Genomic DNA, 15,963 nt, shown 5'->3' on the forward strand with positions numbered 1-15,963 from the left:
GTCGAGGACAGCGGCTAGCGGACAGCCACCTCACGAGTCCGATTGCTATACAAGTCTGGACCACCTCCTTTCCCGTGTACCGCCACGCTATCCACCCTCCGCGCCCCGGGCAACGGATTTCGATCACACGAGGTCGGGGAATGGCGGGCCGGCGCTCAGGCGTTCTCGGCGATGCCGATCGGCCCCTCGCGCGGGCCCTCCTCGCTGGCCGGCTGCACGGCCAGCGACGGGAAGTCGGCCAGGTCGCCCTCCGGCTCGGCGTCCCACTCGGGGAAGACCAGGTCGCTCTGGAGGTAGAGGCAGAGCAACTGGGTGAGCTGACGCAGGCCCTCCAGGTGGGTGCGCTCGTGCCCGTGGGTGGCGTCCACGCCGAAGCCGAGCAGCGCCACCCGGGCGTGCGCCCCGGCCTCCACGGCCGCCGCCACGTCGGAGCGGTAGTACTCGAAGACGTCGCGGACCAGGCCCACCCCGTGCTCGGCGGCGATCGAGGCGAGGTTGCGGGTCAGGTGGTAGTCGAACGGCCCGACCCCGTCGCCCATCGCCAGGGTGGCCGCGTCCTCACGGGACTGCTGGCCGGGCGCCACCACCGCCGCGTCCACCGACACGATCTCCGCCACGTCCGGGTCGAGCCCGTGCGACGCCCCGTGCCCGATCTCCTCGGTGACGGTGACCAGCAGGTGCGCGGTGACCGCCGGGCGTACGCCGGCGTCGACCATCGCCTTGAGCGCGGTGAGGACGGCGGCCACGCCGGCCTTGTCGTCCAGGTGCCGGGACTTGACGTACCCGCTGGGGGTGATCGTCGGGTTCGGCAGGAACGCCACGAAGTCGCCCGCGTCGATGCCGAGGGCACGCAGCCCGGCGATGTCCTCGACCTGCTCGTCGACCCGCACCTCGACGTGCTGCCAGCCGACGCCCTGAAGGTCCACGTCGTCGTTGTAGCGGTGGCCGCTGGCCTTCAGCGGCAGCACCTGCCCGGTGATCACCCGCTCCAGGTCGTCGGTGAAGATCCGTACGTGGGCGCCCTCGGCGAACCGGGCGCTGTGCGTACCGATCGTCTTCAGCTCCAGCCGGCCGTTCTCCTTCAGCCGCTTCACCATGCCGCCGATGGTGTCGGTGTGCACCACGATCGCCCGGTCGGCGCCGGTGGAGCGGGGGCCGGGCAGACAGGCGCTGAGCGCGCCGCGCCGGGTCAGCGTGGAGGGGATGCCGAGCGCGGAGAGCCGCTCGCCGACGTACTGCTGCACGTGGTCCGTACGCCCCGACGGGCTCGGGATCTCCAGCAGCTCCAGCAGCACCTGGCGTAGATAGTCCATGTCGAGCGTGAGCGGAACGGGCTTGCGTGCGGTCATGTCCCTGAGCTTGCCGCACCGGGCGGGGACCACAGTCGCTGAGGTGCCCGGGTGCCCGGGAAGAGCAGGTCGACGAAGCGCTCGGCGGTCGGCTGCGGTTCGTGGTTGGCCAGACCGGGCCGCTCGTTCGCCTCGATGAAGACGTGCTCGGGCCGGTCCGGTGCGGGCACCAGCAGGTCCAGTCCGGTGATCGGGATGTCCAGCGCCCGGCTCGCCGTCACGCACGCCTCGGCGATGGTCGGGTGCAGCTCCGCGGTGACGTCGTGAATGGTGCCGCCGGTATGCAGGTTGGCGGTCCGGCGGACGACGAGCACCTGGCCCTCGGGGAGCACGTCGTCCATCCCGTACCCGGCCTCGGCGACCACCTCGCGGGTCATGTCGTCGACGGGGATGCGGGACTCGCCCCCGGTGGCGGCGGCGCGACGGCGGCTCTGCCGCTCGATCAGCTCGGCGACGTCGTGTACCCCGTCGCCGGTGATGGCGGCCGGCCGGCGGACCGCCGCGGCCACCACCTCGTGGTCGATGACGACGACCCGCAGGTCCTCGCCGGTGCACAGCTCCTCCAGCAGGACCTCCGGGCAGAACCGGGCGGCCAGGGCCACGGCGGCGGTCAGCGCCTCGGGCGTACGCACACCCACCGTGATGCCGTTGCCCTGCTCGCCCCGGGCCGGCTTGACCACCAGGTGGCCAACCTCGGCGAGGAACGCCGGGTCGGCACCGTCCCCCGTCGCGGTCCGGCCCCGCGGCACGCGCAGGCCCGCCTCGGCGAGGATCCGCCGGGTGACCCGCTTGTCGTCGCAGCGGCTCATCGCCACGGCCGAGGTCAGCTCGGACAGCGACTCGCGGGTGAGGATGGTCCGCCCGCCGCTGGTGAGCCGCAGCTCGCCCCAGGCCGGGTCGGTCACCTCGACGCGGATGCCGCGCCGCATCGCCTCGTCGGCGACGATCTTCGCGTACGGGTTGAGAAGGTCGTACCCCTCCGGCATGGCGGGCAGGAAGAGCCGTTCGTTGATCGGGTTCTTCCGCTTCACGCACAACGTGGAGGTGCGGTAGAAGCCCAGCCGCTCGTAGAGCCGGATCGCCCCGACGTTCTCGGCCAGCACGGACAGGTCCACGAAGGCCCGCCCCCGGTCGACCAGCCGGGCCGCCAGCTCGGTGATCAGGGCCTGGCCGGTGCCGGGCGGAGCGGCGTTGAAGTCCACGGTGAGGCACCAGAGGCTGGCGCCGCGGTTCGGGTCCTCGAAGACGGCGACGTGGTCCACGCCGGTGATGGTGCCGACGATCTCACCGGCGACGTTCTCCGCCACCAGGTGCAGGAAGCGGTCGGTGCCGGCGTTGTCGACGAGCACCTCGACCGGCGCGGTGACCATGCCGTTGGCCGCGTAGATCCGGTTGACGGCCTCCGCGTCGGCCGCGTCCCGCAGCGGCCGGATCGTCAGGCCCGGAACAGCGACGTTCTCGGGCAGCGCACCGTCCAGCGGCAGCCGGTACGTCAGCGACGGGTCGATGAACAACTCGTCGGGCAGCCGGGACACGAGCACGTGCGGGTCACGCAGGTAGATGCAGATGTCCCGGGCGCCGGCGGCCTCGGAGCGCAGCACGTCGGCGACGGCGGCCTGGTCGGCGAAGGTCTGGCCGAAGACCAGCCGGCCCCAGCCGCAGTCCAGCACCACGCCGGCGCTACCGCCGACCGCGCCGTCGGCTTCGGTGGTGGTGCCGACGGCCGCCGCGATCGGGTCGCCGCCCGGGCCGACGCGCTCGTAGCGCCGGGTCCGGCCGCGCACCTGATCCGCCCGGGCCACCCCGGTCGCGAGGGTGTCGCTCACGCTCAGTCGATTCCGTGGCTCTGGAGCCACATTTCCAGAAGTCCGAGTTGCCACAGCTTGTTTCCGTTCAACGGGGTCAGTTCGGCATTCGGGTCGGCGAGCAGGGCGTCGACGTAGTCGGCGCGGAACAGGTCACGGCGGCGGGCCTCGGGCGCGGAGAGCGCGTCGCGTACCCGGTCGAGGAGCTTGCCCTCCAGGTGGGTGAGGCCCGGCACGGGGAAGTAGCCCTTCGGTCGGTCGATGACCTCGTGCGGCAGCACCCGGCGGCCGATCTCCTTGAGCACCCCCTTGCCGCCCTGCGCCAGCTTCAGCTCCGGCGGGCAGCTCGCGGCCAGCTCGACGAACTCGTGGTCGAGGAACGGCACCCGGGCCTCCAGCCCGTGCGCCATCGTCATGTTGTCCACCCGCTTGACCGGGTCGTCGGTCAGCATGACCTGGGTGTCGATCCGCAGGCCGGCGTCGACCGCGGTCTGCGCGCCCGCGCGGCCCAGGTGGGCCGCCACGAACTCCCGCGCCGGGTCGCCGCCGGTCAGCCAGGCCGGGTTCAGCACCCGGGCCAGCCCGGCCGCGTCCCGGTCGAAGAAGGCCCCGGCGTACGTGTCGAGGGCCTGGTCGCGGCCGACGCGGGCGAGCGGCGGGTACCAGTGGTAGCCGCCGAGGATCTCGTCCGCGCCCTGGCCGGACTGGACCACCTTGACGTGCTGCGCGACCACCTCGCTGAGCAGGTAGAAGGCCACGCAGTCGTGGCTGACCATCGGCTCGGACATGGCGGCGACGGCCGCCTCCAGTGGCGGCACCAGGTCGGCGGCGGCCACCCGGATCTGGTGGTGGTCGGTGTCGAACGTCTTCGCCACGAGGTCGGAGTAGCGGAACTCGTCGCCCTCCCGGCCACCGACGGCGTCGAAGCCGATGGAGAAGGTGGACAGCCCGCGCTGGCCCTCGCCGGCGAGCAGGGCGACCACCAGGCTGGAGTCCAGGCCGCCGGAGAGGAGCACGCCGACCGGCACGTCGGCCACCATCCGCCGGCGTACGGCGGTGGTCAGCGACTCCAGCAGGGCGTCCTGCCAGTCCTTCTCGGACCAGCCGGCCCGCTCGGCGGAGCGGGTGAAGGCCGGGTCCCAGTAGACCCGCTCCGAGGTGCGGCCGTCCGCCTCGTAGACCCGTACGGTCGCGGGGGGCAGCTTCTTGACGCCGCGCAGGATGGTGCGTGGCGGCGGCACGATGCTGTGGAAGCTCAGGTAGTGCGCGAGCGCGACGGGGTCGATGTCCGTGTCGACGCCGCCCCCGGCCAGCAGCGCGGGCAGGGTGCTGGCGAAGCGCACCGCGCCGGGCGTCTCGGCCAGGTAGAGCGGTTTGATGCCGAGCCGGTCCCGGGCCAGCACCAGTCGGCCCGTGTCCCGCTCGCTGATCGCCACGGCGAACATGCCGATCAGGTGGTCGACGAAGTCGAGCCCCCACTCGGCGTACGCCTTGAGCACTACCTCGCTGTCGCCCGAGGAGAAGAACCGGTGGCCCTTTGCCTGGAGCTCCGCACGCAGTTCGCGGTAGTTGTAGATGCAGCCGTTGAAAACGCCCGTCAGCCCAGCGCCGGGGTCGACCAGCGGTTGCCCGCTCGCGGCCGAGAGGTCGATGATCTTCAGGCGTCGGTGCCCGAGGGCCGTCGGGCCCTGGGCCCAGACGCCGCTGTCGTCGGGCCCCCGGTCGCTCATCGTGGCCGCCATGCGCTCCACCGTCGCCACGTCGGCGCGTGAGCCGTCACGGCGGAACTCTCCCGCAAGTCCGCACATGCCAGGCAATGCTGCCAGAGGGCAGCGAGCATTGCCCGTTGGGATGATAACGGTTTCTTGAAGATTTGCTACACTGCCTGATTTGGCCACGGCACGTGTTGCTCATGGTGGCAGACGACGTCAAGAGTGGCCACCGGGGCGGTTTTGGTGTCGAGCAGATGTGATCGACCGCTCAGTTCGGGTGACCCGGGGCCGGCGCGGCTGACGCCGCGCCGGCCCCGTGGTGTGCCGACGGCCAGCCCCGGGCTCAGCCCGAGGTGCGGGCGACGCCCACCGGGCAGCTCAGCCCGTTCGGGCCGTGGTTGCAGTACCCGTTCGGGTTCTTCGTGGGTGCCAGGTACTGCTGGTGGTGGTCCTCGGCGAAGTGGTACTCGCCGAGCCGCTCGATCTCGGTGGTGATCTCGCCCTTGCCGGCCCGCGCCACGATCGGCGCGAACGCGTCCCGGGACGCCTGGGCGGTGGCGAGCTGCTCGTCCGTGGTGACGTAGATCGTCGACCGGTACTGGGTGCCCACGTCGTTGCCCTGGCGCATGCCCTGGGTCGGGTCGTGGTTCTCCCAGAAGACCTTCAGCAGGTCCTCGTAGCTGATCCTGGTCGGGTCGTAGACCACCTGGACGACCTCGGCGTGCCCCGTCATGCCGGAGCACACCTCCTCGTACGTCGGGTTCGGCGTGATGCCGCCCGCGTAGCCGACGGACGTGGTGATCACGCCCGGCAGGGTCCAGAACAGCCGCTCGGCGCCCCAGAAACAACCCATGCCGAACACGGCCACCTGCGAGCCCTCCGGGAAGGGCCCCTTCAGCGGGGCGCCCAGGACCTCGTGCCGGTCCGCGATCGGCATCGCGATCGGGCGACCTGGCAGGGCCTGGTCGGGGGTGGGTAGCTCGGCCTTCACACGGCGCAGGAACACGGTGGGACTCCTCTCGTACCTCTCCCAGCCTGCAACACCGCCGGACCCGCCTTCCTTACCCGCTCCGCCCGCACTCAGGCGGGTCGCCGCCGAGACCGGCACGAGGCGCCGGGCGGGTCACGATACCAATACTGTCCGTGACCTCACCTATCGGCGGGCCCGACCCCTCCGCGCGCTTTGCTCTGCATCTTCATACGCACCGGTCACGCTCGGTGGCGGTGGGCTGCACCGCAGCCGCGTTCTCACTTCGTGTCGCCGCAGGTCAGGGGCGTGGTGCGGATGTGGATGCAGAGCAAAGGGGAAGCAGCGGCATCGCGGCTGCCACGCACGGCGGTCGCAGAGCGTGAGGGAGTGCGATCGTTGCTCTCGGTGACGGCGGCGGGTGTCAGGAGGCGGCGCGGACAAGGCTCGGCCGCGCCCGCTCCCACCGCCCGTCAGAGGACCGCGGTGATGCGGGCGGCGTACGTCTCGGCCTCGACGTCGTCGGCGTAGCGGGTGCGCGGCCAGAAGAAGCCGCGCAGGCCGTCGCCCTTCGTCCGCGGCACCACGTGGGTGTGCAGGTGCGGGACGGACTGGGACACCCTGTTGTTCATCGCCACGAACGTCCCACCGGCCTGGGTGCCACGCTCCACGGCGACCGCGAGCCGCCGAACCAGGCCGAAGTAGCCGGCCAGCGCCTCGGCGGGCAGGTCGGCCAGGGTGACCAGGTGCGTGTGCGGCACCACCAGCACGTGCCCCTTGAAGACCGGCCGGGTGTCCAGGAACGCCACCCCGTCGGGCTCGTCGGCGACCCGGAAGGCTGGGACCTCGCCCGCCACGATCCCGCAGAACACACACCCGCTCATCCGCCCAGGCTATGCCGGCAGCCCCGACCGTTCCGTTCCAGCCTTCGGGACGGGGCATTAGCCTCACGGGATGAGTCACGGCTTCGACACGCTCGCCATCCACGCCGGCCAGGACCCCGAGGCCCGCACCGGCGCGGTGATCCCACCGATCTACCAGACCAGCACCTACGCCCAGGACGCCGTTGGCGCGCCCCGGCTCGGCTACGAGTACAGCCGCTCCGGTAACCCGACCCGCGACGCCCTCCAGGAGTGCCTCGCCGCGCTGGAGGGCGGCCCGGTCGGGCTCGCCTTCGCCAGCGGTCTGGCCGCCGAGGACGCCCTGCTGCGTGCCGTCTGCAAGCCGGGCGACCACGTGGTGATCCCCGACGACGCGTACGGCGGCACCTACCGGCTCTTCGCCCGGGTGGCCGAGCGCTGGGGGCTGGACTACACCCCGGCGAAGGTGTCGGACCCCGACGCGGTCCGGGCCGCCGTCGAGCCGGGCCGGACCCGGATCGTCTGGGTGGAGACGCCCACCAACCCGCTGCTCGGCATCGCCGACATCGCCGCGCTCGCCGGCGTCGCGCACGACGCGGGCGCCCTGCTGGTCGTCGACAACACGTTCGCCTCGCCGTACCTGCAGCAGCCGATCGCACACGGCGCCGACGTGGTCGTGCACTCCACCACCAAGTACATCGGCGGCCACTCCGACGTGGTCGGCGGCGCGCTGGTCGCCGCCGACGCCGCGCTCGGCGAGGAACTGCGCTACCACCAGAACGCCATGGGCGCGATCAACGGCCCCTTCGACGCTTGGCTCACCCTGCGCGGCATCAAGACCCTGGGCGTACGCATGGACCGGCACTGCGACAACGCCGAGCGGATCGCGGCCTACCTGGACGGGCACGCCAAGGTCGGTCAGGTCATCTACCCGGGCCTGCCCGCGCACCCGGGCCACGAGGTGGCCGCGAAGCAGATGAGCCGCTTCGGCGGGATGATCTCGTTCCGGGCGGCCGGCGGCGAGGAGCACGCCGTCGAGATCTGCAACCGGAGCAAGCTGTTCATCCTCGCCGAGTCGCTCGGCGGCGTGGAATCCCTGATCGAGCACCCGGGCCGGATGACACACGCAAGTGCTGCCGGCTCGCCGCTTGAAGTTCCCGGCGATCTCGTGCGACTGTCTGTCGGCATCGAGACGGTCGACGACCTGCTCGCCGATCTGGAGCAGGCGCTGGGCTGACCGCTGGTGAGGGAGGGTGGCCGTGCAGGACATCATGCCGACCTGGGTGGGGGCGACCGCCAAGCAGATCGCCCGGGGCGTACGCCGGGGCGACGTCACGGCCACCCAGGTCGTCGCGGACCACCTGGACCACATCGCCCGGGTCGACGCCGACCTCGCCGCGTTCCGCACGGTACGCGGCGGGGAGGCGATCACCGAGGCGGAGAAGGTCGACGAGCAGGAGGACCTGGCCAACCTGCCACTGGCCGGGGTGCCGGTGGCGGTCAAGGAGAACACCGCCGTCGCCGGGCTGCCCACCTGGAACGGGTCGGCCGCGGTGCGTACGCCGGTGGCAGAGGCCGACCACGAGGTGGTCCGCCGGCTGCGCGGGGCCGGCGCGGTGATCCTCGGGGTGACCCGGATGCCGGAACTCGGCCTGTGGGCCATCACCGACGACGAGACGGCCGTGACCCGCAACCCCTGGGACATCCGGCGTACCCCCGGCGGCTCCTCCGGTGGGGCCGCCGCCGCCGTCGCCGCCGGCCTGGTGCCGATCGCCCACGGCAACGACGGCCTCGGCTCGATCCGCATCCCGGCGGCCTGCTGCGGCCTGGTCGGGCTCAAGCCGGGCCGGGGGGTGGTCCCGTGCCAGCTCGGCGCGGACGACTGGCTGGGCCTCACCGAGCACGGCATGCTGACCAGCACCGTCGCCGACGCGGCCGTGGGCTTCTCGGTGCTGGCCGGCCGCCGGCCGGACAAGCTGGTGCCGCCGCAGCGGCTGCGGGTGGGCGTCTCGCTGCGCTCGCCGGTGCGGGGGGTGTACGCGGACGCGCCCAACCGGGACGCGGTCGCCGCCGCCGGCCGGCTGCTCGCGGGCGCGGGCCACGACACCGTGCCGGCCGATCCGGTCTACCCGACGGCGCTGGGCCTGCAGGGCATCGCCACCTGGTTCGCCGCGGCGGCCGCCGACGTCCGCGCCGCCGGGCTGGACCGGCGCGGCCTCCAACGGCGCAGCCGCCGCCACGTCGCCCTCGGCGAGTGGGCGCAGCGGCGCGGATTCGTCCGGGAGGCCGACCGGGCCGCCTGGCGCGAGCGCTCGATCGGCTTCTTCGCCGACCACTCGGTCGACCTGCTGCTCACCCCGGCCCTGTCGACCGTGCCGCCGGAGGCCACGGGCTGGTCCGGCCGGTCCTGGCGGGCCAACATGCTGGCCAACATCAGGTACGCCCCGTTCGCCGCGCCGTGGAACATCGCCGGCCTGCCCGCGCTGGTGGTGCCGGTGGGCCGCCGCCCGGACGGGCTGCCGGTCGCCGTGCAGCTGATCGGCCCGCCCGGCAGCGAGCTGCTGCTGCTCGGGGTCGCCGGCCAGTTCGAGATGCAGGCCCCCTGGCCCCGCCACGCCCCCGGCTACCCCCGCGTCCCCGCCGCCGTCTGAGAGGTGGCGTGCGCGCGTCGGCGCGGGTGGCGGGTGGCACGATCAGGGGCATGACGGAACTGGTCGGTCTCGCCGACGTACGGGCCGCGCGGGAACTGCTCGCCGGCGTCGTCCGCACCACCCCGCTGGAGCCCTGCCGGCCGCTCAGTGCGGCGCTGGGCGGGCCGACGTGGCTCAAGTGCGAGAACCTGCAACGCGCCGGCTCGTACAAGGTACGGGGCGCGTACGTGCGGATCTCCCGGCTGTCGGAGGCGGAGCGGGCCGACGGCGTGGTCGCGGCGAGCGCCGGCAACCACGCCCAGGGGGTGGCGCTCGCCGCCGGCCTCGTCGGTACGCACGCCACCGTCTTCATGCCGGTGAACGCGCCGCTGCCGAAGGTGGCCGCCACCAAGGGGTACGGCGCCCAGGTCGAGCTGGTCGGCAACACCGTCGACGAGTCCCTGGTCGCGGCGCAGACCTACGCCGAGCGGACCGGGGCGACGCTGATCCACCCGTTCGACCACCCGGACGTGATCGCCGGCCAGGGCACGGTGGCCCTGGAGATCCTCGAACAGTGTCCCGAGGTCAGGACGATCGTCACCGGGGTGGGTGGCGGCGGGCTGGTGTCCGGCATGGCGGTGGCGGCCAAGGCGCTGCGGCCCGACGTGCGGATCATCGGGGTGCAGGCGGCCGGCGCCGCCGCCTTCCCACCCTCCCTGGTGGCCGGTGAGCCGGTACGCCTACCGGCCTTCGGCACCATCGCGGACGGCATCGCGGTCGGCCGACCGGGAGAGATCACGTTCACCCACGTGCGCAAGCTGGTGGACGAGATCGTCACGGTCTCCGAGGAGGACATCTCCCGCGCGCTGCTGATGCTGCTGGAGCGGGGCAAGCAGGTGGTCGAGCCGGCCGGCGCGGTGGGCGTGGCCGCGCTGCTGGCGGGGGTCGTCGAGGTGCAGGCGCCGGTGGTGGCGGTGCTCTCGGGCGGCAACATCGACCCGCTGCTGATGCTGCGGGTGATCGAGCACGGGCTCGCCGCCGCGGGGCGCTACCTGCGGGTGACGGTGCGCTGCTCGGACCGGCCGGGCCAGCTCGCGTCGCTGCTCGGCGAGATCGCCGAGCACCGGGCGAACGTGGTGGACGTGGAGCACCAGCGGGCCAATCCGCACCTGCGCCTGGGCGAGGTGGAGGTGGCCCTGTCGGTGGAGACGCGGGGGGTCGAGCACTCCGACACGCTGATCAGCGCCTTGCGGGCCAGCGGCTACCAGGTGGTCTTCGCCGGCGAGGCGTGACACCGGAGCCGGTGCCACACCTCGCCTCGTCGTTCGTCGTTGCCGCCGGCCCGGTGCCCGAGCGGGCGTCACGCCCGCCCCGGCGCGTGGCCGGGCCGGGCGGCGGAGGCTCAGCCGGAGAACGGCTCGAAGCTGACCACGGTCACCTTGATGTCGGCCCCGCTGGGGGCGGTGTAGGTGCAGGTCTGCCCGGCCCGACCGCCCAGGATCGCCTGGCCCAGCGCCGACTCGGGGCTGTAGACCGTCAGCTCGGTGGTCGACGCGATCTCCCGGGAGCCGAGCAGGAAGGTCTCGGTGTCGTCCTTGTCGTCGTCGAAGTAGATCGTCACGACCATGCCGGGCGACACCACGTCGGCGGCCTGTGCCCCGCCCACCTTGGCGGTGCGGAGCAGCTCCTTGAGGTAGAGGATGCGCCCCTCGGCCTTGCCCTGCTCCTCGCGGGCGGCGTGGTAGCCACCGTTCTCCCGCAGGTCGCCTTCCTCGCGCCGGGCGTTGATCTCGGCGGCGATGACCGGCCGGTTGGCGATCAACTCGTCGAGCTCGCCCTGGAGCCGGTCGAACGCGTCCTGGGACAGCCAGGTGGCGGGCGCCTCGTTGCCAGTGGACACAGGCGTTCTCCTCGTTCGTGCGTGCTGGCTGACAGGTGAACTTCCAAGTTACCAGTGCGGTACGACACAGGGCGCGCTCGAACACCGGGAGCACCCTGCGCACCGGGGGCGGCCGACGGCGTCAGTGCCGGCTGGTCCGGCCCGTGTCGTTGCTGCTCAGCCCGGGGGCCGGCAGCGCACCACCTCGCCGATGAAGGGCCGGGCGGTGGTGGCCAGCCGGTGTTGCGTGGTCACCTGCCGCGCGCCGGGCCCGGCGGCCACCGTCACCTCTTCCCGACCCACCTCGGCACCGTCCCGGTCCCGGGCGCGCACCAGGCAGACCGCCGAGCCACCCTCCGGCACCGTGACTCGGAAGTCGACCAGCACCTGACTGTCGGTGATCCCGGTGTAGGTGATCACCTGGGCGTCGTAGTTCGGGTCGCCGTACTGCCGGTAGAGCCGCACCGCGACCAGGGTCATGACGGCGACCAGGGCGACCACGAGCAGCACCGTCAGCAGCGGCCGGCGGCGACCCGGCTCCCGGCGGCGGCCGTACCGGCCCGGCGGGAAGGCGGGCGCGCCCGACGGAAGTGTGGCGTGCGTCTCGGTCACCGCTGGGTATCTCCTGGCGTCGTTGTCGGAGGCATCGGCAAGAATGGCAGGGTTCCATCCTCCCAGCCCGTCCCGTCGTCAAATATGACAGGTCGGCACCGGCAGGTCCCGGCGCGGGGGAGGATTCCGGCAGGTCAGCCGGGCGGTCCTGCGGGGGGTCCGCCGGCCGGCAGAGACGAGGAGCGCCGACGTTGGCAGAGCAACTGCGACTGATGGCTGTCCACGCGCACCCTGACGACGAGTCGAGCAAGGGCGCCGCGACCATGGCGAAGTACGTCGCCGAGGGCGTGGACGTCCTGGTGGTCACGTGCACCGGCGGTGAGCGTGGCAGCGTGCTCAACCCGAAGATGGACCGACCGGACGTCTGGGCCAACATCGCCGACGTCCGCCGGGCCGAGATGGACGCCGCGCGGGCGGTCCTCGGCGTCGAGCAGGCGTGGCTGGGCTTCGTCGACTCCGGCCTGCCCGAGGGTGACCCGCTCCCGCCGCTGCCCGAGGGCTGCTTCGCCCTCCAGGAGGTCGAGGTGGCGGCCGGCCCACTGGTGCGGCTGATGCGCCAGTTCCGTCCGCACGTCGTCACGACCTACGACGAGGAGGGCGGCTACCCGCACCCCGACCACATCATGACCCACAAGGTCAGCGTGGCCGCGTTCGAGGCCGCCGGCGACCCGGAGCGCTACCCGGAGCTGGGCGAGCCGTGGCAGCCGCTCAAGCTCTACTACGACATCGGCTTCTCCAAGGGCAAGATCGTGGCGCTGCACGAGGCGCTGCTCGCCGCCGGCCTGAACTCGCCCTACGAGGAGTGGATCAAGCGCTGGGAGGACCGCCCCGACAAGGGCCCGCGGATCACCACCCGGGTCGAGTGCGCCGACTACTTCCCGGTCCGCGACGACGCGCTGCGCGCCCACGCCACCCAGATCGACCCGGACGGCTTCTGGTTCCAGGTGCCGATGGAACTGCAGCGGCGGGCCTGGCCGACGGAGGACTTCGAGCTGGTGCGCTCGATGGTCGACAGCCCACTGCCCGAGTCGGACCTCTTCGCCGGGGTGCGCGAGACGGCCCATGCCCGCTGATCCGGGGCCGGGCTACCCTGGTCACCAACCGCAATCCGGAGGAACGCCATGCTGACCGCCGCACAGGTGCTCGCCCAGAACAACTTCGGGGACACCCGCACGGGTGGCCTGGCCGGCCCGATGGGCCTCTTCCTCATCCTCGTTCTGGCGGCGGCCACCGTCCTGCTGATCCGCAACATGAACTCCCGGCTGCGTCGGCTGCCCGACCGGTTCCCCCAGCAGGGCCCGCCGACGACTCTCGACCGGGCGGACGCGGAAGTCGCCGATCCGACAGATGGCGCGCAGTGGCAGGATTCATCCACGCCCGCTCCCACCGGGCGTCAGCAGCGTCGCAACGGCTAGTCCGCCCATGATTCACGTCGAACCCGGTCCCCGCCCCCTGTTGCGGCCACCGGGTTTGCCTTAGCCTCTCGCCGGGGGGACCAAGAGTTCCCGAGCCGTGCGCGGGAGGGGGCGCCGATGACCACCACACCAGCGGCTGCCCGTCGTGACGCCCGGCGGCCCATGGCCGGGGCGGCGCGGTGACCTCCGGCAGTGCCGGCGAGTCGACCGACCGGCTCGAAGCCCGAGGCACTCCCGCACGGCTACTCCTGTTCACCGTCGCCGTTGCGCTGACCGCGCTGGTCTCGGCCGGGCTCGGCTGGACGGCGTCGACCCGGCTGCCCGCCGACGACCCGCTCGGCGGGGCGGCCCGCTTCGGCCTCGCCGTCGTCGTGTTCGCCGTCGCCCAACTGGCCCGGCTGCGGTTCCGCACCGCCGCCGGGATGGTGAGCATCACCTGGGGCGAGGCGGCGCTGATCATCTGCCTCTACCTGACGCCCACCGGTTGGCTACCCTCCGCCGCGCTGCTCGGCGCCGCCCTCGCCTGGTCGGCCATGTCGCTGCTCGGCGACCGGCGGCCGGTGCTGGAGGTCGTCCGGATCACGGCCTCGCTGACCGCCGCCACCGCCCTGGCCGTCTCGGTCACCACCGCGCTCGGTGAGCCGCTGCTGGCGACACCCACCCCGGCGCTGGCCCTGGCCGTGCTCGCGGGCTCGGTCACCTACCTCCTCGCCACCGCCTGGCTCGGCGGCGCCACCCTGGCGCTGCGGCACGGCATCCCCGTCGGGCCGCCGCTGCTCGCCGCGCTGCGGGGCAAGCTGCTGATGTTCGTCGGGAACGTGGCCGTCGGCCTGGTCGTGGTGGCGCTGCTGGAGCTCGACGCGCGCTGGCTGCTGCTGCTCCCGCCGCCGCTCTGGCTGCTCCAGCAGACCTACCGGCACCGGCTCCGCGCCGACCAGGAGCGCCGCACCTGGCGGGCCTTCGCCGAGGCCACCGCCGCACTCAACCAGCTCGACGAGCGGGGCGTCGCCACGGCCGCCGTCACCGGCGCGCTGGCCCTGTTCAACGCCGAACTCGTCGACGTCGACGTGGCCCGGGGCGACGGGCGGTGGCGGCGCTACCGGGGCGACCCGGGCGGCCAGCTCGTCGACCGCGAGGTCGCCCCGCCCGGCCGGACCGAGCCCGAGGGGCACGAGCTGGTGCGTACCCTCACCGTGGGTGCCGCCCGGGTGGGCGAACTGCGGATCCGGTTCCCGCGCTCCGCGCCGCCGAACGCCCGGGAGCGCGACGCCGTGGCCGCGTTCGGCGACGCGCTCGCCGCCGCGCTGCACGACGCCGCGACCCACCGGGAGCTGCGACTGGTCACGGCCCGTTCGTCGTACGAGGCGGTGCACGACCAGCTCACCGGGCTGGTGAACCGGTCGGCCCTGCTCACCAAGGGCGACCAGGCGCTGCGCCAGCTCGCCCACGACCATCCGGTGGCGCTGCTGCTGCTCGACATAGACCAGTTCAAGGAGGTCAACGACACCCTCGGGCACGCCGCCGGCGACCAGCTGCTGCGGTTGACCGCCAACCGGCTGGGCACCCTCGCCCGCCCCGGGGACCTGCTGGCCCGGCTCGGCGGCGACGAGTACGCGCTGCTGCTGACGTCGGTACCGGTGATCGGCGACCGGGCCGCCCCGATGGCGTACGCGCTGCGGCAGGCCCGCGACATCGCCGAGCGGCTCGCCGCGCCGACCGAGGTGGCCGGGGTGCGGATGTCCGTCGAGGTCTCCGTCGGGGTGGTGGTGGCCGACGCCGGCACCGCCGACCTGACCGAGCTGCTGCGCCGGGCCGACATCGCCATGTACCAGGCCAAGGAGGGCGGCGGCAGTGTCGCCGCGTACGACTCCGCCCGGGACGCCGCGAGCACCGACCAGCTGGCCCTGCTGGCCGAGCTGCGCGAGGCGCTGAAGGCCGACGACCAGCTCGTGCTGGCGTTGCAACCGGCAGTCGACCTGACCACCGGAGCGCCGACCGGGGTGGAGGCGCTGATCCGCTGGCGGCATCCGCGCCGGGGCTGGCTCGGGCCGCACGACTTCATCCGCCCGGTGGAGAACAGCGAGCAGCTCGGCACCTTCACCCGCTACGTGCTGGACAAGGCGCTCGCCGTCGCCGCCGGCTGGGCCGGGGACGGGCTCGACGTGCCGATCTCGGTCAACCTGTCGGCGCGCAGCCTGCTCGACCCGCGCCTGCCCGCCGACATCGGCGATGCCCTGCGCCGGCACCAGGTGCCGCCGGACCGGCTGGTCCTGGAGATCACCGAGACGGTGGTGATGAGCGAGCTGGAGGTCATCGACGAGGTGCTCGCCACCCTGCGGTCGATGGGCGTGCAGCTCGCCGTCGACGACTTCGGCACGGGCTTCTCCTCGCTGACGTTCCTCACCCGGATCGCGGTCGACGAGCTGAAGGTGGACCGTTCCTTCGTGATCCGGATGGCCGACTCCCCGGAGGCGGCGGCGATCGTGCGTACCACCGTCGGTCTCGCCCACGAGCTGGGGCTGCGGGTGGTCGCCGAGGGCGTGGAGACCGCCGAGCAGCGCCTCGCGTTGGCCGAGCTGGGCTGCACGGCCGCCCAGGGCTACCACTTCTTCAAGCCCATGCCGGCCGACAAGATCGGCGCGGTCCTGGGCACCCTCCTCGACGAGGCCCGCCCCAACGTCCTCCCGCTGCGCGCCGACGGCGCTTCCTGACCCCACCCCACCGTAAGCGGGGA

Annotated in this window: 13 protein-coding genes; 6 read left to right on the forward strand and 7 right to left on the reverse strand. The window is 73.0% G+C overall.

What is annotated here, in order from left to right:
* Window positions 1–155 precede the first annotated feature (155 nt).
* The 5 genes from KBX06_RS15645 to KBX06_RS15665 form a co-directional block, all read right to left on the reverse strand.
* Window positions 156–1,349, reverse strand: coding sequence for an osmoprotectant NAGGN system M42 family peptidase (locus KBX06_RS15645; RefSeq protein WP_210835408.1), 1,194 nt, complete (start codon window positions 1,347–1,349; stop codon window positions 156–158).
* Window positions 1,346–3,175: an N-acetylglutaminylglutamine synthetase gene (gene ngg / locus KBX06_RS15650; protein ID WP_210835409.1), complete on the reverse strand. Its 1,830-nt coding sequence runs from the start codon at window positions 3,173–3,175 to the stop codon at window positions 1,346–1,348. The genes KBX06_RS15645 and ngg overlap by 4 nt, the downstream gene beginning before the upstream one ends.
* Window positions 3,176–3,177: 2 nt before the next feature.
* On the reverse strand, window positions 3,178–4,962 hold the full coding sequence (locus KBX06_RS15655) for an N-acetylglutaminylglutamine amidotransferase (RefSeq protein ID WP_210835413.1): 1,785 nt from the start codon (window positions 4,960–4,962) through the stop codon (window positions 3,178–3,180).
* 247 nt (window positions 4,963–5,209) lie between these two features.
* Window positions 5,210–5,872, reverse strand: coding sequence for a peptide-methionine (S)-S-oxide reductase MsrA (gene msrA / locus KBX06_RS15660; protein ID WP_210835415.1), 663 nt, complete (start codon window positions 5,870–5,872; stop codon window positions 5,210–5,212).
* 434 nt (window positions 5,873–6,306) lie between these two features.
* The gene (locus KBX06_RS15665) at window positions 6,307–6,717 is read right to left on the reverse strand and encodes an HIT family protein (RefSeq protein WP_210835417.1); all 411 of its coding nucleotides are present in this window, start codon (window positions 6,715–6,717) and stop codon (window positions 6,307–6,309) included.
* Between the two features lie 70 nt (window positions 6,718–6,787).
* On the opposite strand from KBX06_RS15665, the gene KBX06_RS15670 reads away from it, so the two are divergent.
* The 3 genes from KBX06_RS15670 to ilvA are packed head-to-tail and all read left to right on the forward strand — an operon-like array spanning window position 6,788 to window position 10,615.
* The gene (locus tag KBX06_RS15670; RefSeq protein ID WP_210835419.1) at window positions 6,788–7,930 is read left to right on the forward strand and encodes a cystathionine gamma-synthase; all 1,143 of its coding nucleotides are present in this window, start codon (window positions 6,788–6,790) and stop codon (window positions 7,928–7,930) included.
* Window positions 7,931–7,946: 16 nt separating this feature from the next.
* Window positions 7,947–9,344 carry an amidase gene (locus KBX06_RS15675; RefSeq protein WP_210835420.1) on the forward strand — a complete coding sequence of 466 codons (1,398 nt, stop codon included), beginning with the start codon at window positions 7,947–7,949 and terminating at the stop codon, window positions 9,342–9,344.
* A 50-nt stretch (window positions 9,345–9,394) separates the two neighbouring features.
* A complete protein-coding gene (gene ilvA, locus KBX06_RS15680) occupies window positions 9,395–10,615 on the forward strand; it encodes a threonine ammonia-lyase (RefSeq protein ID WP_210835421.1) in 1,221 nt (406 codons plus the stop codon).
* A 110-nt stretch (window positions 10,616–10,725) separates the two neighbouring features.
* Here ilvA and greA read toward each other — a convergent pair whose 3' ends face one another.
* Together greA and KBX06_RS15690 are read right to left on the reverse strand one after the other, a co-directional pair.
* Window positions 10,726–11,223, reverse strand: a complete 498-nt coding sequence (gene greA, locus KBX06_RS15685) for a transcription elongation factor GreA (protein ID WP_210835422.1) — start codon at window positions 11,221–11,223, stop codon at window positions 10,726–10,728.
* A gap of 156 nt (window positions 11,224–11,379) precedes the next feature.
* On the reverse strand, window positions 11,380–11,814 hold the full coding sequence (locus KBX06_RS15690; RefSeq protein WP_210835423.1) for a DUF4307 domain-containing protein: 435 nt from the start codon (window positions 11,812–11,814) through the stop codon (window positions 11,380–11,382).
* 191 nt (window positions 11,815–12,005) lie between these two features.
* On the opposite strand from KBX06_RS15690, the gene mca reads away from it, so the two are divergent.
* From mca to KBX06_RS15705, 3 genes are all read left to right on the forward strand, one after another.
* Window positions 12,006–12,887: a mycothiol conjugate amidase Mca gene (gene mca, locus KBX06_RS15695; protein WP_210835424.1), complete on the forward strand. Its 882-nt coding sequence runs from the start codon at window positions 12,006–12,008 to the stop codon at window positions 12,885–12,887.
* Between the two features lie 48 nt (window positions 12,888–12,935).
* The gene (locus KBX06_RS15700) at window positions 12,936–13,229 is read left to right on the forward strand and encodes a hypothetical protein (protein WP_210835426.1); all 294 of its coding nucleotides are present in this window, start codon (window positions 12,936–12,938) and stop codon (window positions 13,227–13,229) included.
* Between the two features lie 179 nt (window positions 13,230–13,408).
* On the forward strand, window positions 13,409–15,940 hold the full coding sequence (locus KBX06_RS15705) for a bifunctional diguanylate cyclase/phosphodiesterase (RefSeq protein ID WP_210835428.1): 2,532 nt from the start codon (window positions 13,409–13,411) through the stop codon (window positions 15,938–15,940).
* The last annotated feature ends 23 nt before the right edge of the window (window positions 15,941–15,963 follow it).

This window comes from Micromonospora sp. C31 (genome assembly GCF_018070575.1).
Lineage (GTDB): Bacteria > Actinomycetota > Actinomycetes > Mycobacteriales > Micromonosporaceae > Micromonospora.